This window comes from Bacteroidota bacterium (assembly GCA_016720935.1).
GTDB lineage: Bacteria > Bacteroidota > Bacteroidia > AKYH767-A > 2013-40CM-41-45 > JADKJP01.
The window spans coordinates 637,820-663,161 of record JADKJP010000006.1 but is presented as its reverse complement, the minus strand read 5'-3'; the positions used below and the strand labels follow the sequence as shown (position 1 = coordinate 663,161).

The 25,342-nt window shown below is 42.1% G+C and carries 16 protein-coding genes and 1 pseudogene; 2 read left to right on the top strand and 15 right to left on the bottom strand.

The genetic code is table 11. The features are described 5' to 3' along the window. Window positions 1-106: 106 nt before the first annotated feature. Window positions 107-4,390: a gliding motility-associated C-terminal domain-containing protein gene (locus IPP86_11130; protein ID MBL0139064.1), complete on the bottom strand. Its 4,284-nt coding sequence runs from the start codon at window positions 4,388-4,390 to the stop codon at window positions 107-109. Window positions 4,391-4,757: 367 nt separating this feature from the next. On the opposite strand from IPP86_11130, the gene IPP86_11125 reads away from it, so the two are divergent. Together IPP86_11125 and IPP86_11120 are read left to right on the top strand one after the other, a co-directional pair. Then, complete coding sequence (locus tag IPP86_11125) at window positions 4,758-5,330, top strand: hypothetical protein (protein ID MBL0139063.1); 573 nt, start codon at window positions 4,758-4,760, stop codon at window positions 5,328-5,330. Then, complete coding sequence (locus IPP86_11120) at window positions 5,327-6,265, top strand: class III cytochrome C family protein (GenBank protein ID MBL0139062.1); 939 nt, start codon at window positions 5,327-5,329, stop codon at window positions 6,263-6,265. Before IPP86_11125 ends, IPP86_11120 begins: the two co-directional genes overlap by 4 nt. Before the next feature lie 107 nt (window positions 6,266-6,372). On the opposite strand, the gene IPP86_11115 is transcribed toward IPP86_11120, so the two are convergent. The 14 genes and pseudogenes from IPP86_11115 to ettA all read right to left on the bottom strand — a co-directional run bounded on the left by IPP86_11115 (window position 6,373) and on the right by ettA (window position 25,185). Next, window positions 6,373-7,746: a T9SS type A sorting domain-containing protein gene (locus tag IPP86_11115; GenBank protein ID MBL0139061.1), complete on the bottom strand. Its 1,374-nt coding sequence runs from the start codon at window positions 7,744-7,746 to the stop codon at window positions 6,373-6,375. A 230-nt stretch (window positions 7,747-7,976) separates the two neighbouring features. Beyond that, window positions 7,977-9,149 carry an efflux RND transporter periplasmic adaptor subunit gene (locus IPP86_11110; protein MBL0139060.1) on the bottom strand — a complete coding sequence of 391 codons (1,173 nt, stop codon included), beginning with the start codon at window positions 9,147-9,149 and terminating at the stop codon, window positions 7,977-7,979. Window positions 9,150-9,164: 15 nt separating this feature from the next. Continuing rightward, complete coding sequence (locus IPP86_11105; GenBank protein MBL0139059.1) at window positions 9,165-13,463, bottom strand: CusA/CzcA family heavy metal efflux RND transporter; 4,299 nt, start codon at window positions 13,461-13,463, stop codon at window positions 9,165-9,167. Window positions 13,464-13,552: 89 nt separating this feature from the next. Beyond that, window positions 13,553-13,828: a hypothetical protein gene (locus IPP86_11100; protein MBL0139058.1), complete on the bottom strand. Its 276-nt coding sequence runs from the start codon at window positions 13,826-13,828 to the stop codon at window positions 13,553-13,555. Window positions 13,829-13,959: 131 nt separating this feature from the next. Continuing rightward, window positions 13,960-14,247 carry a hypothetical protein gene (locus IPP86_11095; GenBank protein ID MBL0139057.1) on the bottom strand — a complete coding sequence of 96 codons (288 nt, stop codon included), beginning with the start codon at window positions 14,245-14,247 and terminating at the stop codon, window positions 13,960-13,962. 14 nt (window positions 14,248-14,261) lie between these two features. Next, the gene (locus IPP86_11090) at window positions 14,262-14,888 is read right to left on the bottom strand and encodes a DUF3365 domain-containing protein (GenBank protein MBL0139056.1); all 627 of its coding nucleotides are present in this window, start codon (window positions 14,886-14,888) and stop codon (window positions 14,262-14,264) included. A gap of 467 nt (window positions 14,889-15,355) precedes the next feature. Continuing rightward, window positions 15,356-15,736, bottom strand: a pseudogene (locus tag IPP86_11085) (hypothetical protein). After that, window positions 15,733-16,323, bottom strand: coding sequence for a TetR/AcrR family transcriptional regulator (locus IPP86_11080; GenBank protein ID MBL0139055.1), 591 nt, complete (start codon window positions 16,321-16,323; stop codon window positions 15,733-15,735). The pseudogene IPP86_11085 and the gene IPP86_11080 overlap by 4 nt, the downstream one beginning before the upstream one ends. 18 nt (window positions 16,324-16,341) lie before the next feature. Continuing rightward, the gene (locus IPP86_11075; GenBank protein ID MBL0139054.1) at window positions 16,342-16,752 is read right to left on the bottom strand and encodes a hypothetical protein; all 411 of its coding nucleotides are present in this window, start codon (window positions 16,750-16,752) and stop codon (window positions 16,342-16,344) included. 533 nt (window positions 16,753-17,285) lie between these two features. Then, on the bottom strand, window positions 17,286-18,602 hold the full coding sequence (locus IPP86_11070; GenBank protein ID MBL0139053.1) for an MFS transporter: 1,317 nt from the start codon (window positions 18,600-18,602) through the stop codon (window positions 17,286-17,288). 109 nt (window positions 18,603-18,711) lie between these two features. Then, on the bottom strand, window positions 18,712-20,193 hold the full coding sequence (gene hutH, locus IPP86_11065) for a histidine ammonia-lyase (protein MBL0139052.1): 1,482 nt from the start codon (window positions 20,191-20,193) through the stop codon (window positions 18,712-18,714). A 163-nt stretch (window positions 20,194-20,356) separates the two neighbouring features. Then, window positions 20,357-21,715, bottom strand: coding sequence for a histidine--tRNA ligase (locus IPP86_11060; GenBank protein MBL0139051.1), 1,359 nt, complete (start codon window positions 21,713-21,715; stop codon window positions 20,357-20,359). 243 nt (window positions 21,716-21,958) lie between these two features. Further along, window positions 21,959-23,350: a T9SS type A sorting domain-containing protein gene (locus IPP86_11055; protein ID MBL0139050.1), complete on the bottom strand. Its 1,392-nt coding sequence runs from the start codon at window positions 23,348-23,350 to the stop codon at window positions 21,959-21,961. Between the two features lie 158 nt (window positions 23,351-23,508). Next, window positions 23,509-25,185, bottom strand: a complete 1,677-nt coding sequence (ettA, locus tag IPP86_11050; GenBank protein MBL0139049.1) for an energy-dependent translational throttle protein EttA — start codon at window positions 25,183-25,185, stop codon at window positions 23,509-23,511. Window positions 25,186-25,342: the final 157 nt, after the last annotated feature.

Below are 25,342 nucleotides of genomic sequence, written 5' to 3'. Positions count from 1 at the left end.
CAAAAAAAACAAGTGGAGACCTGGATTTAGATGATTTTTATGATTTCATGAAAATCTCATGCAATAAAACGCAGGTATTCAATTAAACTGATGAAATGTTAAAATCTTATCGCACAATCGTCACACGCCCTGTAACGACTTGTTTTTCAAATTTCGGGTCTTTCAGATCGACTCTGTATACATAAACCCCATCATGTGCAGGATGAGTGGAACCGTTAACACTTCCGTCCCAGGGCTTATTTTTATTTCCGTCAAAAATTTTCTCACCCCAGCGGTCCCAGATGCTGAATTCATAATCACCCAGACTCGCTCCTATCGGTGACCAGGTTTCATTCACGAGATCTCCGTTCGGAGTAAATGAGTTCGGATAAAAAACGGAAATATCTTCTTGCACAATGATTCTGTAACGCAAAGTATCATAACAACCCGTAGGGCTCTTGGTTACGAGCATTACATCGTATGTTCCCGGTGTCTGGAAAGTGTGTACTGGATTCAACACATTCGTTGTGTCTCCATCGCTGAAATACCAGGTATGAGAAGTCGCGAATGTACTCTGGTTCAGAAACTGAACGGTATTGTTGAAGGTGGTTGGATCTTCAGGAGAAAAAACAAAATCAGCATTCGGACCGGGCAAGACCTGGACCAACAGTGAATCTGTTCTTGGAGTTGAACCACACTGATCCGTAATGGTCACACTGTGATAAGCAGTACTCTGCGGGAAAATAAAAATGGAATTAGTATCCTGAATACTCTCCTCCCAAATATAACTGTAAGGACCACCGTCACCTCCCGAAGGAAGTGCAGTGAGTGTAACCGGTGTACCCGGACAAATATTATTCGCACCATTCACCTGCACCGAAAGCGCGGGGAAGGTTGAGATCTGTACGACATTGGAATTCGCTGTAGTCTGTGTTACACAAGGCGATGATGATGTCATCACCACACTCACCAGGTCACCCTGCTGAAAGGTATTGGATTGATAAGAACTTCCGCTACCGACAGAACTTCCATTTACCTGCCAGTCGTAAACCGGATTGGTACCACCATCCAAAGGCTGCGCGGTGATGTTCACCGTTTGTCCCTGACAGATGGTTGTTCCGGGTGATGCGGAAATACTTACGGCCGGTGTAACATAGGCGGATAAGGCAGCAATGTAATTGTTCGATTGTACAACGGCAACAGTCGCGCATGCACTGTTGGAAGTAAGCGTGGCCACGATGATATCCCCGTTTTGTAAAGCGAGAGAAATAGTATCATTGTTGGTTCCCACTGCCGTTCCGTTCTGTGTCCAGCTGATCACCGGCGCAGATCCTCCATTCGAGAATGACGCAACCAACTGTATGATATCACCGACACACAAACCGGCTGTCGCCGGAACTACGGAAATTGTTGGCGCAACAGTCGCGTTTACATTCACTACCACATTCGCAGTATCCGATGTAACAATCGCGCAACTGAGAGACGATTGAACAATCACGCTGACCGAATCATGATCACTCAATGTAGACGATGAAAACAAACTGTCTGTATCCGATTGCACTACACCATTGATGTACCAGGAGAAAACCGGAGCACTTCCTGTCCCGGTGGAACTGGCAGTGAATGAAATCAAATCACCCTGACACACCGAAGCGGAAGGTGCAGCTGAAACAACTACCGATGGTGAGGCGGCAGGACTCACACTGATGATCGAATAAGATGAAGCATTGCTTGTGCTTATACAAGGAGCCGTGGATGTAAGCGCGACACTTACAGAATCTCCATTTGCAGGATGCAGGAAGGAAAATGTAGAATCCGATGAAGCTGCTCCCGCAGGGATTCCATTCACAAACCATTGGAAGGAAGGATTACTTCCACCGTATGTTGAAGTAGCTGTATAACGAACAGAATCACCCTGGCAAATCGCACCGGATGGATTGGCCGAAATAGTTACCAGCGGAGTTGCAGGAGTCGTCAAGGCGACATGCACGGTGTCAGCACCTGTAGGAGTCGCGACACAACCGAGGGAAGAAGTCATCACCACACCAATTACTGTATCCGTAGCGGTGATGGTTGTCGTAAACGTAGAGGCATTCGCTCCACCGATATTCGCTCCGTTCACACTCCATTGATACGTTGGTGTTGAACCGCCATTAAATTGAGTGGTTGAAAAAGTAACCGAAGATCCGGGACAAACTGTCGTATCCGGAGAAATACTCACCGAAGGAGAAACAGCATTGGTCACATTCACAAATACAGAAGCGGTATCAATGGTCGGTGATGCACAGGAAGAATTTGAATTCATCACTACCTGCACCAGGCTTCCGTTATTTAAGTTGTGATAAGCCAATGAATCCGCGCTGCCGCTTTGCACCTGTGTTCCGTCGACATACCAGGTATATGTCGGCGCGGATCCTCCGTTTGTCGGTGCCGCATAAAAATGCATCGTATCACCCGGACAAATCGCGCTTGCCGGAACTGTTGACAAAGCAACCGTCGCGGCATTCAAGCCATCGACTGTCAGCGTTAGAGTAGAATCAAAAACACAACCGGCATTGCTGAAATTCAGCGTCACCGGGTAAGAACCCTGAATTGCATAAGTGAGAATGGGTTGTTTATTATTCTGAATCGCTCCACCCGGCGCACTCGATCCCGGCAATGTCCAGTCATAGCTTGCTACTGCTCCACCTCCTGCACCAAACAAGGTAACAGGCTGATTGATACAAACAGGATTCTGACTAAAAGAAAATCCCGGATTCACATTCGGAGTTACTGTAACAGTCGAACTGCCACTGGCAGTGGTTCCACAGGCATCTGTAACGGTAAGCGTATAGGTAGTTGTAGATGGTGGTCGTACATAAATTGAATCGTTGTTAGCCGCGGCAGGATTCCAGGTGAATTGATAAGGACCTACACCATACAATGGATCTCCGGAAACCAAAATAGAATCCCCGCCGCAAATCTGTTGAGGCGGTGTGATGTTATTAAGTTCAAGCGTACGGCCTTCGATAAACATGATCCAGGGCTGCGAAGCACGAACACATGCGCTTCCACACACCGCACTTGGATCGTTATTGCAACGATAGAAATGCAGGGTGAAATTTAAATTCTGAGCCACACAGGAAGGTGTGGGCAAACAAGCCTGAAAATCAGGAAGCGTTGTATTGTTTACTACACCGCAGTTTACATTCGTCAGTGGAATCGGACATGTGATTACGCCCGGAGCGGCATTCGGAAAATGGCAGGCACCGTAATCAATACTGAATCCTCCATCCTGCCCAAAACATGCGCCTGTCGCGAAATATTCAAAAGAGGTGTAAATATTTGTCACTGTTGTGTTCGCAGGAGTTGGCACTGCCAGGTTGTAATCACAACTGTTGGTCCAGCATACTGCGCTGAACTGAGTTCCGGTAATCGCGCCCAACGCGAAAGTATTCTGTGTAATCACAGCCGGATCAATGACAACAGGATAAGCAGTAGCTGCATTGTTCAGCCAACTCACCGGAGTAAACACCAACAACTCATTTGCATTCTGAATCTTGGAGGTAAGATCATAACGTGTGGGATTAGCATGATTATCGAATGCATAACAACGCTCCACGCTGAGCTTTTCAATTCTGTTTTCATCGAGGATCCTCACTTCAGCAGGATCACCGATAACGGAAGAGGAATATTGTTCCATCTCCATTTTCCAATCAGCCGGCATTTCGAACTTTTGTTTCAGTACAACATAACCTGAACTGAAATTTGGTCTCGACGTAAGGATCACTGAGGTTTCCAGCATTCCTTGTCTCACCATGAAAACAACATCCATTCCGGGGTAAAAATTATTGATCCGCACACCATCATCACCGGCTGTGTAATGCGACCAATCAGGTGTACCCAGACTGCTTTGATGTCCGTTTTCATCCACATGAACGAGATCCAAATCACGATTGAACTGTATCAGCGTTCCGTCGATGAGAAATTCAGTGTAATGATTGTTTAGGTCAATGGATAAAGGGGTTGGCTGGTGTTTCGCATGAAACTTACCGGCAACAATTTCATCCGGTCTCAAACGATAATTGATTTCTCTCCACCATCCGTTTTCATCTTTGTAATTGATCGCACCATAAGCGCTTTGCTGGTAAAAATGTTTTCCATTACTACCGATCTCAACAAAGTAGCGTGATGAAGCATCACGTTTATCGATCATCTCCACACAATTCTTTGAAGGCGGACCGGAAAAAGGAATAAAACCGTAATCAGGATGCGTTTTGTATTTCTCAGGAACGAGTTGCAGTTCACGTGCCTCTACCCTGCTCCTTTTTGAAAAAGCCGACAGATTCAAATCATCGATCCTGGCCAATTGCCCGCGAACGGAAACCGACAGAATCAATAAACTACAGAAAAAAATCAGGCTTCGAATCATTCCTTTACAATCAATACGAAATCAGACCCCTGAAGGGTTTAGAATCTATGCAAATTTAGCTTAAAATACCTGCTTATTCAAATTTAAGAAGGGACGGGGGACGTTTGTCCTGAGTTATGAGTTATGAGTTATGAGATATGAGTTAAAAACTCGTTACCTGGATCAGAATTGTTAAAACAAGCCATTTCATCACCTAAAAACCCTCAAACCCCAATATTCACTATACCAGACACCAAAACTAAGCACCAATCACCCAAATCTAAAATCTAAAATCCAAAATCTAAAATCCAAACAGTCGCCCTGACATTCCTCATCCCCCATTCAATCCGGATTACTTAATTTTACACGGAAAGAAAATACATCCCTGATGAAACAACCCATTTTTTTCAAATACGTTGTACCTTTTTTTCAATGGTACGCTTTGATGATTTTTCTGACCATTGCTATTGATTATTTATTGCACCGATTCAACCTTGTTTTTGTTGGACGCTACTTTGGTTTAGGCGGGACACTGGTAATTTTACTTTCTTTCATTTATTCTTTGCGAAAGCGGAAAATAATTGAATCCGGCTCTCCGAAAAAGCTCCTTGAATTACACGAATACCTTGCATGGATAGGTTCAGTGATGTTGCTGGTTCATGCAGGAATTCATTTCAATGCCATCCTTCCCTGGCTCGCCATCCTGATGTTACTCATTGCTGTGGCAAGTGGACTGATTGGAAAATTTCTGCTTAAGAAAGCGAATGAATCGCTGAAAGAAAGAAGACAGGCTCTCATTACTTCAGGAATGAAACCAATCGAAGCGGATAAAAAGCTCTTCTTCGATTCCATCACCGTGGACCTGATGAAAAAATGGAGAGTGGTCCATTTACCGATCACATTGATCCTGCTTGTGCTGTCCATTTTTCATATTGTCACCATTCTGATGTACAGCAAATGAAAAAGCTAATCGTAACCGGATCTCTTCTTTTGTGTGTATGGCTGATGGTACAGTATCCACACTTCATGCTGAACCCTGGTGAACTGATACAAGGTCATCAGGATTTAAATAACAAATGCGCTTCATGTCATACACCATTTCGCGGAACGGATTCAGAAAAATGTATTGCCTGTCACAAGCTGAGCGACATCGGAAAAGTTACGCTGCATCCGGGGATCCAGGCAGTTCAGGAGAAAATACTGTTCCACGAGCAACTCAAAAACCAGGAATGTACAGCATGCCATACTGATCACAAAGGGATCAATCCAAAATCAGCTACATTACTGTTCAATCATGAACTTCTAAGCGCCGAAATAATCAACAACTGCACAAGTTGTCATACACAACCAATTGACAATCTCCACAAGCAATTGTCAAACGCCTGCAAAAACTGTCACAACACTAATGACTGGAAAAAAGATGTGATCTTCAATCACGACATGATTGCAAGTGATGCAAAAAACAATTGTTCCTCCTGCCATAAGACTCCGGATGACGCTTATCATAGGAACTTCAAGGACAACTGTTCAAAATGTCACGGAACAGAAAAATGGAAGCCTTCAACATTCAATCATTCAGAATATTTCCAGCTCGACAAAGATCACAATGTTGAGTGCAACACCTGTCACAGCTCCGGAAATTTCAGTGCTTACACTTGTTATGGTTGTCATGAACATTCCGTCGATAAAATCAGGCAGGAGCACGTTGAAGAAGGTATCTCAAACTTCAGCAAATGTACCAACTGTCACAAAAGCGCGAATGAGCATGATATACGGATGAACAATGAAGCGGGGAGTAATGTCAATACTGGCGATTTGAATCGGAGAGAAAAAGAAACAAAGAAGAATAAAGGCAATGAAAATCAGTCAGGAAAGAATGAACATGAGGATGACTAAAATTCCGGATACTGAAAATAAACGAAATGCACACATAAATAAAAACAAGAAGGAATGATCAAAATACCGATCATTCCTTCTTGTTTTTATACTTTTCAATAAAACGCCTATCTGACTTTTTCAAATTGCACTTGTGAAACTGAAGCACCTGAAATCAATCTCAGAAAATAGATTCCTTCACTTAAATCCTTTACAGAAATAGTTTTTGAATGGCTGCCAGTTGTCATCATACCAACTTCCAGCTTAAGGACAACTTTACCCTTGATATCCAAAATATCCAGTGTTCCTGCAGAAAGCGTCTTATTCACCCATTTTACCTGAATGAAATCAGTAGACGGATTCGGATAAGTAGAAAGATTTGTCTCATCATAATTGAATGATTGAATTCCAGTATTTGCAGAATATCTTGCGATATTGTTAGCAGCTGTTCCGGCAGCACTGGTAAAATCGCCTGCCATGTACAATTCGTTATGGAATACAGAAAGGGCATTTACTTCGCCATTCATTCCTGTTCCAATGGTGGACCATGTTGATCCATTCCAACATCCCAGATTATTTGCAACCTGTGAACCGCATGAACCGAAATTACCACCAACATACATTTGACCATTGTACACACACATCGCATTCACTCCATTTTCGCCATGCATTGAACCTTCCACATGTCCAATAGAAACCCAGTTGGAACCATTCCACATTCCGATATTGTGCATATCCTGACTACTCGCATGTTCAAACATCCCACCTGCATACAAATTTCCATTGTATACACAAAGCGAATGTACCATACAGGAACCCATCATACCAGTAGTAAATCCAGAGCCGATTGCTGCAAAATTAACTCCATCCCATGTACAAATACGGTTCATGGTAATGCTTCCTGCCATGGTAAAATCGCCACCGATACACAGGACACTATCCCAAACACACATAGCTTCAACATCATCATTTACGCCACCGTCCACCTGGTTCCATTGCGAACCATTCCAATTGGCAATGTAATTAATTGGTGTAACTCCTGATGAGGTAAATTCTCCGCCGGCATATAGTTCGTTGTTATATACCGCTAAAGCATGAACAGCTTCGTTAAAGCCATTCCCAACCGCGTACCACGAATTTCCATCCCAACGTGCTATGTGATTACACGGTACTCCGCCGGCCATAGTAAAATTTCCTCCAACATACAAATCTCCATTAAACATGACAAAGCACCATACAGAATCATTGCAACCATTGTGTCCCATCATATTCATAGGATGATAGGTTGAATCATTCCAATATCCGCAATGGTTCATTGAATCCATACCGGAGGTTTGAAATCCGCCGCCGAGATACATACAGTTGTTCATTGAATCAGTATACAAACAATGAACGTTTCCGTTCGTTCCGCTTCCGGCTGTATTGCATTGTGCATTTGACTTCTGGAAACTGACAAGCATTCCAATCATTAATACTAATTGCAGAGTAAATTTTTGTTTCATGATTTTGTAGAATTATATCGTTAACTATAAATAAACCACTGAATTTACCACCGAAACAAAAGATTACCTATGATCGGAATCACGATAACATGTAACAAAACTTGAAATCACTGAAAGCATATGTTAAAATCACCCTTCTCACTTTTTTCCTGCTTGAATTGTACAAGCCAACCATCGAAATGTGATGTTGGTCATCCTGATCGAAAATTGCTCAGAAATGTTTTTTTTAGTTAATCATGATGCTCTCCCTCCCCTTTTGTCAATTCACTCAATAAATAATAAGCCCCGGTCATCACGACTCTACTCTTTTCATCCAATGTTTGCAATGGAATGACTTCTGTCCAGTCCTGATCACTGGCACCCATCCGGATTGCAACTTGTTTGTACTCACCAGATTTTGTTTCAACGAAAATATAATGTTCATCCCCATTATTTACTATAGCAATCGAAGGAAGTGTTGCAGTTGTATTGCTGTCAATATTGATTCGAGCCTCAATAAACATTCCAGGTAAAAGTGTTTCACTCACATGATCAATTTTTGCATGTGCAATGACTGCTTGCTGATCGTCTTCAAATGCTTTGTTAACACTGAAAATAGTAGCATTGTGAAGATGCCCTGGATCATTGGCATCTGTAAATGTCAGCTTTTGTCCTTCGTGTATCTTAGATATATCCTTTTCAAAAACGGTCAGGTCTATATGCAAATAACGATTGTCTACAATGTCGAAAAGTTCTTTGTTTGGCTCTGCGAATTTTCCAATATTGATTGTAATGGTGTGGATATTTCCTGCAATTGGAGCCAGTACATTGAAAGTTGACCGGATATTATCAGGATTTAAAATATTTGCGTCCGTATTGTAAAAAGAAAGTTTCTGTTTCAACGCATTGTGATTGGACAGTTCATGAATATAATCAGATTCTGCCTTTTGAAAGGTTTTGCCGGCATTGATATTTTCCTTCTGCAATTCTTTTTGCCTTTCAAATTCAGCCTTGAGATAAACGAGAGTTGATTTACTTTGGAGATAATCCTGTTGGATTTGAATGAAATCAATATTCTCAATTGTTGCCAACACCTGACCTTTGTTCACCAATGCGCCTTCCTGAACAAGGATATCTTTCACAATTCCTCCTACCAACAAACTTACCTGTGCCTGGTTCTGTGGCGGTAACATAAGTTTGCCATTGACCTTGAGTGAAGTTTTAAGATTTCGTTGAATAATCTCTCCGGTAGTCAAACCAATGGCCTTTTGTTGTTCAGGACTCAGATGAATTAGACCTTCCCTTTCTGTTGTATGCTCATTAGTAGTGACAGCATTCTGTTCAGGACTGCTACAAGCCGCCAGGAGAATTGCAATTATCAGGATCAAATAGTGGAGTTTTATAATGGATTTCTTCTTGTTCATTTTTAGAATATGTTATTACTGATTGAGTAAATACCTGAGCTGTACAATAGCCAGATTGTAAGCTGCAAATTTTTGAAGATAACTCATCCGGATCTCGAAAGCTTTATCCAAAGAATAGATGTATTCCGTATATCCAATGTCACCACTGAGATAACTCTTATTCGCCACACTGAGAATCTTATCTGCAAAACTGAGGCCTTCAGTTTGAAAATAATCCAGGCTCTGTTTGTTCGTATTTAATTGTTGTATTGCTTCGATGTACGCTGCATTCATATTCAATTCAAAATTCTTTTGTTCCTGCTCAGCAATTTTTACACCGAGCCGGGCTGATTTTACACGGCCCTGTTGTCCTGTTTTGAAAATTGGAATATAAGCACCAACAGAATATCCACTGAAATTATTTACCCGGTCCAGACTCTGATTGAAATATCCGAATTGAAAAGACGGGGCGTATTTCGACCTTTCCAAATTGTAGGACGCAAGTGAAACAGCCAGTTGTTGTTGCTGAAGCAGAAAGAACGAAGTCCCTGACAACCCGGCATTCTCAACAATCACCGGCATCGGGAGTCTATCCGCTTCAACAGGGACCAGCTCTTTTGAAGAAGGTTCCCCCATCCATTGCAGCAATGCACTTCTGCAAATTTGCAGATTTGCTTCAGCTTCCTGTTTCCTGAGTTGAATCTCCTTCAATTTACTTTCTGCAGATAATTTTTCAAGCAAAGTGGTTTCACCAGAAGTATATTTTACATCTGCATATCGGGCAAAATTGACATAGATTTTTTCCAATGTATCCACAAGTGCAAAATGTTGCATCCCATATTGCAATTGAACATACGCTGCCGAAACATTCCGGATCAATGTTCCTTTATTCACGTTCTGTTGCGCTTTAGCCAAAGCGACCTGCTCCTTCTGAAAATTCCATTGTGCCGACATTTCCGTTGGAAATTTAATTCCACTCCCAACATTCAAATTGTAGTCATTCAAATTGCTGTTTATCTGTCCGGCTGTATACGTAATATTGACCGGCTCCAGAGTGATTGCTGTTTTCTTCAGTGCTTCTTGCTGCTGCACAGAATAAGCAGCCGAATACATCATCGGATGATTTCGTAAAGAACACTGGATAGCACTGTCCAGACTCAGGGGAGTTTGAGCGTTTACTGAACATACCGAAAACAAGAAGAGAACACTCAGCACTATTTTACCCGGTCGCCTTTTCCTGTCGATGAACATTCCATATAAAACCGGCAAAACAATTAGCGTTAATAATGTCGAGGATATCAATCCTCCTATGACAACTGTTGCTAAAGGTTTTTGAACTTCACTTCCTGCTGAAGTTGAAAGTGCCATTGGTAAAAATCCAAGTGAAGCTACTGCGGCTGTTGCCAGCACCGGTCGCAACCGTGCAGCAGTCCCTTTCAAAATCCGTTTTTTAACATCAGTCTCACCTTCTTCTCTCAATTTATTGAAATAAGCGATCAGTACAATACCATTCAATACAGCCACCCCAAATAATGCGATAAACCCAATTCCTGCACTGATACTGAAATTCATACCGCGGATCCATATCCCAACAACTCCTCCTATCGCGGCAAGTGGGATTGCAGAAAAAATAATCAAGCTTTCTGTGATACTTCTGAAACTAATAAATAACAACAGAAAAATCAACAACAAAGCGATAGGCACTGCAATAAATAAACGAGCTTTAGCCTCTTTCAAATTCTGAAAAGTACCTCCATAAGTGAGAAAATATCCAGGTGGTAATTTTAACTCTGTATCAAGCTTATGCTGCATATCTTCCACTACACTCTGGATATCCCGTCCTCTGACATTGGCTTCCACTACAATTCTTCGCTCCGCATCTTCCCTTGAAATCTGTGCGGGAGCAGATTGAAAGCTAACATCCGCAATCTGACTTAAGGGAATTTGTGAGCCATTGGGTAATGGAACAAAAATGCCTTTTACTTTTTCTTCATCAGCATCGCGAACTTTGTCAAGGCGTACAATTAAATCAAACCTGCGTTCTCCTTCATAAACAACACCTGCTTTTCCGCCGGCAAGGGCAGTATTGAGGATTTTATTTACATCAACTATGTTCAATCCATATTGAGCAATTCTATCCCTATCGTATTTCACAACAAGTTGTGGCATCCCTACCACCTGCTCCACTTTAATATCGGTAGCTCCGGGTATTGTGCTGATAATGGAGGCAACTTTATTCCCATTTTTGAACAGCACATCCAGATCTTCTCCGAAAATTTTAATCGCCACATCCGATTTCACACCGGCGATCAATTCATTGAATCGCATTTGGATCGGTTGTTCAAAGGACAGATTCACACCGGGAAGAACACTCAATTCCTTATTCATCATTTCCGCTAACTCCTCTTTGTCCCTTGCTGAGGTCCATTCTTTTTTATCCTTCAATATAATAATTAAGTCAGCGCTTTCGATCGGCATAGGATCAGTAGGCACTTCAGAAGTACCAATCTTCGAGACAACTTCCAGAACCTCCGGGAACTTTTTAAGAAGAATATTTTCTAATTCTGTTCCTGTCCGAATAGTTTGCTGAAGATTACTTCCTTGTCGTATTGTATAATTCGTAGCGAAATCTCCTTCATCCATTTCCGGAATAAATTCACCGCCCAAAGAGTTAAACAAAAAGATGGAAGCTATCCAAATGAGTGCAGAACCTAAAATGACTTTCATTTTATTTCTCAATACTCTGGATAAAAAAGGTGTATAGAATTTCAAAACCCAAAGAATGAATTTATCACTCCAGCTTTCCTTATGAGTAATCTGCTTATTCAGGAATAAACTAGACATGAGGGGTACATACGTTAGCGATAAGAGCAAGGCACCGATGATTGCAAAAGAAACTGTTTGTGCCATCGGCAAAAACATTTTTCCTTCAATTCCCGTTAATGCAAAAATTGGTACATAAACAATTAGGATAATTACTTGTCCAAAAACAGCACTTGTCATAATCCCTGATGAATTTGCAATTACCTCATGATCCATTTGTTTCTGGGAAAGTGTGTTGCTGCGGTAGTTTTTAGAAAATATATGCAGCATACTTTCGACGACAATGACTGCCCCATCCACAATCAGACCAAAGTCGAGTGCCCCCATACTCATCAGATTCGCACTCACTCCGAAGACATTCATCAAGGAGATCGCAAACAACATGGACAAAGGAATCACAGAAGCGACAATCAATCCGGCACGAAAGTTTCCGAGCAAAAGCACCAATACAAAGATTACAATCAAGGCACCTTCGATCAGGTTTTTACTCACAGTGCCAATGGTTCGTTCGATAAGTTTGGTTCGATCCACAAACACGTCAATCATCAATCCTTCCGGCAGACTCTTCTCAATCTTCAGCATCCGCTCTTTTACATCGGCAATCACCTTTACGCTGTTCGCACCTTTCAGCATGAGCACAACACCACCTACTGTTTCTCCTTCTCCGTTTCGTGTCATTGCTCCATAGCGTGGAGCAAACCCAAACTGAACTTTTCCGATATCATGAATTTTAATCGGAATACCATTGAGATTTTTCACCACAATATTCTCGACATCTTCAGTATTCTCAATCAAGCCTTCTCCCCGGATAAAATAGATATTCGGTCCTTTGTCAATATAACTTCCTCCCGTATTTTCATTGTTCTTCGAAAGCGCATCAAATACTTCTGTGAGGGAAATATTCATGCTCACGAGTTTTTCCGGAGCAATCGCGACTTCATATTGCTTCAGGTATCCGCCAAAGCTGCTCACATCCACTACTCCCGGAGTACCGACGAGCTGGCGCTTAACAATCCAGTCCTGGATGGTACGCAGTTCCATAATCGAATACTTCTTTTCAAATCCTTCCTTCGCGGAAATTGTATACTGATAGATTTCGCCCAATCCGGTTGTTGGAGGGACAATCTCTGGAGTACCAAATTGTTTTGGCAAATCTTCCTCAGCCATCTTTAAGCGCTCGGAAACTTGTTGTCTCGCTATGTTTACCGGGACTTTATCTTTGAAAACAATGGTGACTACCGATAACCCGCTACGCGAAGTAGAACGCAACTCCACGACTTCAGGAATTGTTTTCATCTGCATTTCTATAGGATAGGTAATGAACTGTTCCACCTCCTGCGTAGCAAGATTAGGAGTAGTCGTGATTACCTGCACCTGGTTATTGGTTACATCCGGAAGAGCATCGATGGAAAGTTGTGTAGTGGAATAAACACCCCAGGCAACGAAGAGGATCAGGAATATTCCGGTAATCAGTTTATTCCTTACGGAAAACTGAATGATTTTTTCAATCATGATTTCTGAATTTAATGAAATGCAATAAGCCTCACAGCGAAAATTTGCAGTGAAAAATAAAATGCTCCAAATGGACCATTAAAATTTCATTAACCAAGTTTTGGAGGTTGCCAGATAGAACTATTGCTGATAAAACAAAAATCAGGGTTCAACAACACAAAATTATTAATTGAAAAATGTGCAGGAGCCTTCACTTCTACAAAAGTTAATCCCTGAATCGCCGTAGCACAACAAGCACAACTACAAAAAGGACTGCAAAAATCACTTTCGGATTCATGGTGATCTTGTGCGGTTTCAATCGTAACTGTAATTGAATGATCATCTGCATCACAGGAATCGTGACAAGGCATTATAAACAATGCCATCAGATAAATGACAAGGATTCGTGCAAAAAATTGATGTCGGCAACTCACATGCCAAAAGTAATAATTTTAACCAATTTGCAATCAAATTCTTCCTGTCAAATCGTTTTTCTGGTTCTGAATTGAAGGGTATCCTACTTTATCAATACCAATTGAGTAGTTATTTCAGCCTCGATCCAATGCTTTACCATTGGTTCAATGATGATAAAATCCCCGGAAAATAATGGCAGCTCAATTCCATTTTCATTTCTGAAAATCACCTTGCCCTCCAGGCAAATTAACAAGGCCGGTACTTTTGTGATGTGCTCGTTTAACTTCCCTCCACTCAGAATTTGCAATGCTGTCGCATTTGCCTGATCACTCTTGAAAAATGAAACGGCGGAAACTTCTTTTTCAGTAGTATGCAGTTCTTTTATATTCATCGTTTTGCCCCCTTTTATTTCTTTACCATTTCAATTACCCACAAACCTCTCAGCTCATTTTCACTGTAACCGATCGCTTTATCGGATGGGTAAAGTTTGCGAATAGTAGAATATGTCGCCGGACTTATATTTACATCCTTTCTTCCGTGGCACTGAAGACACATTGCCTTGGTAACAATCGGGTAATAACCAATCATTTTTTCATCCAGTTCTCTCAATGAAGCTATAGCACTATCGCCATTCATCATTCTGTTTTTTTGTTCCTCCATGTAGCTCAACTCATCCTGATTAGCCTGATTCCCCGGGTTTCGCGGTTTGTCAGTCACCCGCTTTATACTTGCAATCAGTACTTGAGACATACTATCAGTAAGAGAAATCGCTTTTGTATTGCAAAATTGCAAAGCATACTCCGTTCCATTTTTGTTCATTGCATCCAGCAGATTTTTAGCAAGAACTGCCTGGGTTGATGTTGCAATCGTTTTGCCCAATGCCAGATAATCTGTCACCGGCTCCGGAATAACTTGTTCATCTAGCGGCAAACCAGACTCATTGGATTTGCTTTGTTGTTCCGTGCCGGATCTGTTGCAGGCGGAGAAAAAACCAATTGTCAGTACTAAAACGATAATTACGATATTTTTCATTGGAAATACTCATTAAACTGTGCGAATGAATTTTTAACATTCAGAAATTGCGCGGAAGCAACACTTTCATCTTTCGCTTCAGATAATTCCTTTACTGAATCAATATAGGGCAACAACCATTTATGCAATTCCTCGTGGGCCTTGTCTTTCATGGTGCAACTTGAAATGATCAGATCATTGTATTGCTGCAATTTTGTTGCTAAGCCCTGGTAATCGCTTAATCTGGTTCCGGCAAAAGAATTCAGTTCGTTTTCCATGTTTCGAACATGAACCATCATCTCCGGATTCACGGTCCATTTCTCACCGTTGTTCAACTCAAGAGCACTACTTACGGCTGCTTCATGGTGTTGTTCATGGATAGTGGAATCTGTTGGTACCGATGTCTTATCGTTTGTGGCGTTACCACAACTAAATAAAAATAATGTCCCTGCTATCAGAGGAAGAATTTTTGTTTTCATTTGGATGCTTTTTTTATTGATGATATAATATGCAAGTGCTGTAAAAACCACCGTGACGCTTATCCTGAAGATCATTGCGGCTATTGTTTTTGTTTCATGAATTCCACCTTTGTAAACCCAAATCATCAATCCAAGAAATGCAACCAGCAAAACTACAGAAGCTATACTTAAAATTGAACTCGTCCAGGCTTTGGACTTAACAATTCCATATGCAGCAAAAAGATACATAAAGCTGGCAATAAAATTCGCCCAGACGATGAAGAGTACATAATTTCCTTCTTTAGCCCTGATACCGAATAAATCAAAAATCACTGAACTGCTGAGAAACAAAGTAAGCAATCCAAAAGCAGCAAGGATGACGGCAAACAAATAGAGAAATATTTTCTTCATTTCGATTTGGTTCTGATTAAAGTAAGCACTGACTGAATCATAGTATCCCCGCTTTGCTGAATGTCAAAGCTGAAATTGGCAACCCGCCATTTGTACATATGTAATCGGAATGCACCCATGGCAATGTGCACCAATTCAGCGGTCAATATACTTTTCGTAAAGACTCCTTTTTTCTGCCCTTCTGCTAGCACAGAATACAAATGCTTCAGCTTTACGTCCATTATTTTCAGGATGGTTTCATTAATGGATTGGCTTGCTTCCATTAAGCCGTCAGAAAACACAGCAACAACAAAGTGAGGGTTCTTTTTGAAAAACGAAAATTGATTACGAAACAATGCAATGAACTTTTCTTCCACCGACAATTCGGTTGCAAGAGTTCCTGTCAAACGGGAATCCATTGTTTGGGCAAGGTAATTCAGCATTGCAATGATAATATCCTCTTTACTTTTAAAATGTCTGTAAATTGCACCTTCAGAAAATTTCATTTCCGCAGCTAGATTTTTTATTGTCAAACCACTCACACCGGAAGAAGTTAGAATTCTCCCCGCTGCTTCAATTATTTCCAGTTGTCTTTCTGATAGATCCATCTTTATGTATCTGTCAAATTAAGAATGAATCTGCTGCATTTTTACAAAACTAAATCCAAGCCAGATAACAGAAGCTGTCATTGCCAAAGCCCCAACCAGCACCAGCACAGGAGGCAAGCCAAAATATACTTCTGACAAAATGCCCAGCGGCATCAGTAAACCTGTAAGTGCCAACCATGAAATTATTTTAACATGCTTCAGCTTATCCCTGAAATGCAAAAGCAGGTATCCTATCAGTATATTCAAAAATGCAAACAAGTTCCCGTGAACATGAGCCAGCCTGCTTTCAAAATGCTTCCCAATACTGTAAGAATCCACCCACTCCGCTTTTCCCGGTGCAAAGTCCCTGAAGTAAATCAATAGGAATCCATAGAACATAAATAAACCCATCACCAAAAAACCGATTGCGATGTTGTTCTTCCCGTATATTTTTTCCATCCTGACAATGTTAGTGAGTATTCACTTACAAAGATACAAATATTCAAACCGGAATTGCAATCCTTTCTGAACTATATTTCAGGAAACTGATGGAAATCATCTAAAATGTAGGTTTATTCGCTCAATACAGGTTTCCTGAAAAATGAATGAAAACCTGAGATAGGGTTGATTTTAAAGAATATTCAATTTCTCTAGCTTTAATAAGTACTGTATAAAAAACAATTTACTTCCAAGGGTTCAATTACGTCAGAATCACACTTCGCGAATAAATAATCTAAAATTGAGCTAAAGTCCTTTAAAAAGGATTGCAGTTTGAATATTAAAAACAACTTGAAGAGTCAGATGGTTTATTCATTTTTAAGCAATGGGGAAAGCCGTCCTTCAATTCTGATCCGGAGGATCCAACCATCGATAAAAACCATCCTCAGCATGCTAAAGGAGGTTGTAAATTAGACGGACGGGTCATCCGGAAAATGCCCGTGTAATTCCAAGCTGAAAAATAATGTCAATAGATTAGAATTTTATTACGCTGCAACCGAAGAATCAAGTTTTGAATTGAAGGGCAAATGAGTACCGCAGTCAGGCCCTGAATGCTTGTGTTTCCCAAAAAATCTAGCCAGAATTTTAACTGAACCATGTTCTGTGCATCGCATCCTGTAAAATATAATTCCTGAAGAAACTATCGTAAGTAAACCGATAAATACAATAGAAGCATTAATCCCAAATGAATCAGCGATCAGTCCGGTAAGAATGGCTCCGATAGCATACCCCATATCCCGCCACAACCGAAATACTCCAAGACTGTTCGCACGATCAACAGGGTTGGTATTTACCGCTATTGTTGCAAGAAAAGTTGGATAAACCATTGCAGTTCCTAATCCAAGCAAGGAAGAAAGAACAATGTAAAAAGTCATTGATTCTGCAAAAGGAAATGAGATCAACGTTAATCCCTGAAGAAACATACCCAGAAACAATAAGTCTTTTTTACAGAAATAATCTGCCATACGTCCTGTAAACAACTGACCGATCCCCCACACTGCCGGATAAATAGCTGTGATGATCCCAATGTGCGCCAGGGAAAATCCTTTCGTGGCGAGCAGGATCGGAAACAATCCCCAAGCCATTCCATCATTCAGATTATTAACCAATCCGGCTTGTGTTACAGAACCAAGATTTTTATTTTTCCACGTAGTATCCAGAAATGGATTTTTTAATCTTGTAATAGCGCTTTCCCTTCTCTCATGCGCTACATGTGCTCCCGTGTCTTTCACTAAAAACAAACTTGTGAAAAAACCTAAAAATACAAGCGCTATTCCAATATAAAACGGATAAGGTCTTAAGCCGTATTCAGAGGCAATCCATCCTGTAAGAAAGGCTACAAACGCAACAGCAAAGTATCCTGCAAATTCATTTAAACCCATTGCAAATCCCCTTTGCTTCTCCCCGACCAGATCAATCTTCATTACAACGGTTGTGCTCCAGCATAATCCCTGGTTAATTCCAAGTAAAATATTCGCTGCGATAATCCAGTTCCAACTGTTGGCATACATGAGCATGAATGGAACGGGAATTCCTATCAACCAACCGGCGACAAGCAAATTTTTTCTACCGAATTTATTTGAAAGCCTGCCGGTAAAATAATTTGTGAACGCTTTAACAATCCCAAAAACAATGATGAAGGAAAGAATAGCGGTTTTCGCAGCGATGGCGAATTCCTGATTAGCAATCTGTGGAAGAATGGAACGTTCCAATCCTACCATGCCACCCACAAATCCGTTAATGATAACCAGTAAAGTAAACTGTTTCCAGTTTTCTTTTAGTCCGAGTTTTACTGTTTCCATTTGCTTGCAAATTTGGACTAATGAAAATCGAACTTAATCTATCATCTTTGCGTCCTTCGCCCCGATAGGGAGATATTTTTTCTGGCAAAGACCCGAAGGACACTAAGATTTAAAACGCCTCAAGAAATTCCTTCGCCGCGCGGATATCCTCGTACATCACCCTGTCCTCTTCCACAAACTTCACCTGCTTCCTGAATCCGGAAACGAAATCTTCAATCATATCAGAACTTTTTGCCGGCCTGCGGAATTCCAGTGCTTGTGTTGCAGAAAATAATTCGATGGCAAGAATTGAATATACATTATCCACAACACGGAATAATTTTGTCGCAGCATTCGCTCCCATACTCACATGATCTTCCTGTCCGTTCGAAGAAACAATAGAATCAATAGAGGCCGGTGTACACAACTGTTTGTTCTGACTAACAATTGACGCTGCTGTATATTGCGGAATCATAAACCCGGAATTTAACCCGGGATTCGCTACAAGGAAAGGAGGTAATTCTCTTTGTCCGGAAATAAGCAAATAGGTTCTTCTCTCGGAAATACTTCCCAACTCTGCCAGAGCAATTGCCAGGAAATCCATTCCCAAAGCTAGTGGTTGCCCGTGAAAATTTCCAGCCGAAATAATTTTATCATCATCGGGGAAAATGGTCGGATTATCTGTAACAGAATTTACTTCCGTCAGCAAAATATTCGCGACATAATTGATCGCGTCGCGGGAAGCACCGTGAACCTGCGGGATGCAACGGAAGGAATAAGGATCCTGTACGTGTTCTTTTTTGCGTTTGATCAGCTGACTACCTTTCAGAATGTTCCGGATATTTTCAGCGACATCGCTTTGTCCCTGGTGAGGGCGAACTTTGTGAACGAGTTTATCAAAAGGCTCAGGACGACCATCGAAAGCCTCGAGCGAAATCACACCGATAAAATCTGCAAGCGATGCAAGCTGATAACTTCTGAGCAAACAATACACACCGTAGGCTGACATGAACTGAGTTCCGTTCAACAGCGCGAGACCTTCCTTGCTTTGCAATTCAATTGGCTTCCATTTGAATTTCTTCAGGATATCTTTCGCGGCATATTGCTTGCCTTCAAAAATGACTTCCCCTTCTCCGATCAATGGCAAACACAAATGCGCCAAAGGAGCCAGGTCACCGGAAGCGCCGAGTGAACCCTGCTGATACACCACAGGAAGGATATCGTGATTAAAAAAGTCGATGAGGCGTTCAACCGTCTGCAACTGTACACCGGAATTTCCAAATGCCAGTCCCTGAATTTTCAGGATGAGCATGAGTCGCACCACTTCTGCCGGAACCGGTTCGCCCACACCGCAGGCGTGTGACATCATCAAGTTCGTCTGCAATTTGCCGAGGTCCTTCTCGGGTATTGATTTATTATACAAAGCACCAAAACCGGTATTGATTCCGTAAATCGGTTCTTTGTGTTCCTTTAATTTCAGATCAAGATATTTCCGGCCTTTGTTGATCGCGATCTTCGCGTCTTCACCGAGAGCTAGTTTTACTTCATCACGAATGAGTGTTTCAATCGTATCGAAATCGAGACCTTTAAGAGATATTTTGTGGGTAGTCATATCAAGTTCGTATTATTTCGCGCAAAAAAGCAGAGGACGCAAAGAGCGCGAGGATTATTTATAAGTAAACAGTACTAACAACTAACAACTAACAACTAACAACTAACATCTAACAACTAACAACTAACCACTAAGCACCAAGCACCAAGCACTAAAAACCAACTCACTTCAGCAAATGCAAAAGCTCATCCATCGTCACCTTGCTTTGTTCACCTGAGCTCATATTTTTGACTGTAATGATTCCATTCTTCATTTCTTCAGTGCCAATGAGCGCGACGTAAGGAATCTTTTTGGCGTCAGCATAACTCATTTGTTTTTTCATCTTGGCTGAATCGGGGAACAATTCGGCGTTGATGCCGTCCTGGCGAATGCGATCGACAAGGTGCAGACAATATTTCGCTTCTTCTTCACCGAAATTCACAAAGAGTATTTTCGTAGAGATTCCCGAGAAATCCGGGAAGCCTTTTACTTCTTCGAGCACATCGTAAATGCGATCCGCTCCGAAAGAAATTCCGACTCCGCTAACATTGGGCAATCCGAAAATTCCGGTGAGGTCATCGTAGCGTCCGCCGCCGCAGATGCTGCTGGTGAAGGAACTGCGTTGATCGTTTGCTTTCACTTCAATGATGGCGCCGGTGTAGTAATTCAGTCCGCGTGCCAGGGTAATGTCCAGTTCGACATTCGAAGAATTACGATTTGCCGACTGAAGCAGATTGAAAATCGTTTCGATTTCTTCGATGCCTTTTTTTCCAATCGCGGAATCCTTCAGCACCGACTTGAGTGATTCAAGTTTGTTCTCGTTGGATCCTTTCAGCAGAATGATCGGCTGCAATTTCTGCACGGCGCTTTCCGACAATCCTTTTGCTTTTAGTTCTTCGTTAACTTTTTCGAGTCCAATTTTATCCAGCTTATCAATCGCGACAGTGATATCAATGATTTTATCCGCTTCGCCAATCACTTCGGCGATACCGGAAAGAATTTTCCGATTGTTCAGTTTTATCAGGACATCAATTTTCAGCGCGTCAAAAACATCGGTGATGATGCGCAGTAATTCTACTTCATTGAGGAGAGAAGTGCTGCCGATCACATCCGCGTCACATTGATAAAATTCGCGGTAGCGTCCTTTCTGCGGACGATCAGCTCTCCACACCGGCTGAATCTGGTAGCGTTTGAACGGGAACACAATTTCATTCTGATGCATCACCACATAACGCGCGAAAGGAACGGTAAGATCATAACGCAAACCTTTTTCAGCGACATCAGAATTTTTAATTTCAAGATGAGCCAAACGATATTTCTCAAAGGGGTCACCGCTATTGAGAATCCGAAATAATAATTTGTCTCCTTCTTCCCCGTATTTTCCTTCCAGAGTATTCAGGTTCTCCATCGAAGGAGTTTCAATCTGCTCGTAACCATAACGCTGATACACGGAACGAATCGTATCAAAAATAAAATTCCGTTTCAGCATTTCTGAAGGAGAAAAGTCACGGGTCCCTTTGGGAATAGAAGGTTTCATAAGGATTTTACAACATCAAAACCGGCACCAGGCAAAAAGCTGAATTCCGGTTTCAGAGTACAAAAATAACCATTTGTCTCTCGCATTCCCCGCTGAAAAGCACAGATATTCACAATTGAAGGGCGAACAAATAGGCTTGTTTTCTGTTGATTTTCAACTCAATAAGATTATTTCTCGCCAAGTCGCTAACTACGCAAAGAAATTATAAGATGTGTTTAAATCAAAACTCTCAATGATAACCTTGCAATTTTAATTCCGAATAAAAACCTTTTGCACAAATTGATCTTTACCTGTTTCACTCCTGAGCAAATAAATTGCCGGAGCTAAATTCCGAATGTCAATGTATAAACTTCCATCTTTGCCTGTTGATTGAAAAGTTTCGGACCTTAAAACTTTTCCGTCAAGATTGTACAAAGTCAGGCCGACAGGTTTTTGAATACTACTACTAAATTTTATCTGCAAAAGATGATAGACCGGATTCATCGAGAGTTCAGGTTCTTTGCTTCCACTGCTCGATTCGCTGGTACCGACAAGCGGTTCTGACCACCTCGCAATATGTGATGCGCCAACTGTTCCGGCCGAAGTAAAAAGTCCTCCGGCATAGAGTTCATTTCCATACACCGCAAGAGCGTTCACGCCATAGGCATTGCTTCCTCCAAACCACACGCCTCCATTCAAATCGTACCATTGATTTCCATCCCACTTCGCGATGCCATTCGCGGTTACACCTCCGGCAGTGAGATACATGCCACCGGCAAACAAACTTCCATTGTACGTTGCAAGTCCAAATACATAATCGTAACCAACACCGGTTGCTCCCATTCCGCTTCCTAATGTCGACCATGAAGCCCCATCCCAGGCCGCGATACTATTCGCATTGATTCCTCCGGCATTGGTGTAATATCCTCCGGCAATCAGCGTATTATTATAATTGCATAGAGAGTATACGATCCAGGTAATTCCTGTTCCCAATGTAGACCACGAAGTGCCATTCCATTTCGCGATGTGGCTGGCCGGATTTCCGCCCGCGCTTGTAAAAAATCCCGCGGCAATCAATTCACCGGCATAAACATCCAAAGTCATCACTTGTCCCTGCGAACCACCCATACCGCTTCCCAAAGGATACCAGCCGTTGTTGTCCCAGGCACCGATGTAATTCACTGCTATACCTTCCGCGTCTGTAAAATATCCTCCTGCGATGAGTTGGTTGTTATAAACAGTAAGAGCGGCAACCTGCGCGTTTGTGCCGCCGGAAACATCCTGCCATGAACTTCCATCCCATCTCGCGATATTGCTGGCAGACACTCCTCCTGCTGTTGAAAAACCGCCTCCTGCAATGAGTTCACCATTATAAACCGCAAGCGCATTCACCCATCCGTCGGTACCGGAACCCAAAGCATGCCAACTCGTCCCGTTCCATGCCGCGATATAATTCGCGGGAACTCCACCGGCGTTTGTAAATCGCCCGCCTACAATGAGCTCTCCATTGTAAACCGTCATCGCGTTCACAAAATCACCAACACCGCCACCGACATCCGACCAGCTTTGCGATTTTAATGAAGAAGAATTAAGTCCGAAAAATAATGTTGCAACAAGACAAACCAGAAATTGTCGCAGATTCCTGATAATATTGGCTTTCATTTTCAATCTATTTTAATTGATTAAAATAGACTGCTTCCGAAAATTTTCAAATGACTGGAGTCAGAATTTCAAATAAAAAATTGCCATGATTTCACGCAAAAACACAGAGGGCGCAAAGAAATAATCCTTTGCGCCCTCCGCGTCTTTGCTTAAAAAAATTAACGCACTAAATTCTTGTACCTGATCCGATGCGGCTGAGTATCCCCAAGTCTTTGCTTCTTGTTCTCTTCGTATTCACTGAAGTTACCATCGAAGAAATAAACCTGTGAATCACCTTCAAAGGCGAGAATGTGTGTAGCAACGCGATCGAGGAACCAACGATCGTGGGAAATGATCACAGCACAACCGGCAAAGTTTTCAATCGCTTCTTCGAGCGCGCGAAGCGTGTTGATGTCGATATCGTTCGTAGGCTCGTCAAGCAAAAGTACATTCGAACCTTCACGCAGCGCGATCGCGAGATGCACGCGGTTGCGTTCTCCACCGGAAAGTACTTCCAGCTTTTTGCTCTGATCCGTTCCGCTGAAATTAAATTTGGAAACATAGGCACGTGAGTTCAAAGCACGTCCACCAACCATCATCGAATCTGTTCCACCGGAAATAATTTCATACACACTTTTGCCGGAAACCAGATCATCGTGTGACTGATCCACGTAGGCAATCTTTACTGTGTCGCCGATTTTTACTGTGCCTGTATCTGCTTGCTCCTGTCCCATGATGAGCTTGAACAAAGTAGTTTTACCGGCACCGTTTGGTCCGATCACACCAACAATTCCTGCAGGTGGAAGTGAGAAGCTGAGATTTTCAAACAACATTTTGTCGCCAAATGATTTGGAGACATTGTCGAAGTCGATGACTACGGAACCCAACCTTGGTCCAGGTGGAATGAAAAGCTCCAACTTGTCTTCTCTCTCCTTTGCATCTTCATTCAACATTTTATCATATGCCGCGATACGTGCTTTGGATTTTGTATGCCGACCTTTCGGTGACAAACGCACCCATTCCAACTCACGCTGCAATGTTTTCTGACGTTTGCTTTCTGTTTTTTCTTCCTGAGCTAAACGATTTGATTTCTGTTCCAGCCATGAAGAGTAATTTCCTTTCCATGGAATTCCTTCTCCGCGATCAAGTTCAAGAATCCAACCGGCTACATTGTCGAGGAAGTAACGATCGTGTGTTACGGCGATGACAGTGCCTTTGTATTGTTGCAAATGTTGCTCGAGCCACAACACGGATTCAGCGTCGAGGTGATTCGTTGGCTCGTCGAGCAACAACACATCCGGCTCCTGGAGCAGGAGACGACACAAGGCGATCCGGCGTTTTTCACCACCTGATAAGTTTGCAACAGATGCTTCGGGATCCGGACAACGCAAAGCGTCCATCGCGATTTCGATTTTGTTATCGATCTCCCAACCACCGGCCGCGTCAATCGCGTCCTGCACTTCACCCTGACGGGCGATGAGTTTGTTCATCGCGTCATCGTCCATCGGCTCAGCGAACTTGTTGTTGATCTCTTCGAATTCTTTCAGGAGATCCACTACTTTCTGCGCGCCTTCCATCACCACCTCACGGGCAGTTTTGCTGTGATCGAAATCGGGTTCCTGGGAAAGATATCCTACAGAATATCCCGGTGAGAAAACCACTTCACCGTTGAAAGATTTTTCAAGACCGGCAATGATCTTCATGAGCGTAGATTTACCCGCGCCGTTCAAACCAAGGATCCCGATTTTTGCTCCGTAATAAAACGACAGGTATATGTCTTTCAATACCTGTTTGTTCGGAGGATAAATTTTACTCACTCCGACCATCGAAAAGATGATCTTTTTATCGTCTGCCATTGATGCTTATTTGTTCTTCCGGACCTAAGGAATCACTGTAATTTATTGCAAATGAATAAATTACACATTATTCTGATTTCCAGGAATTTAGATTAATATGATTTTGATTTAAAATTCAGAGGGCAAGCTTTTGCGACCCGGCCGCGAATTTCGACAA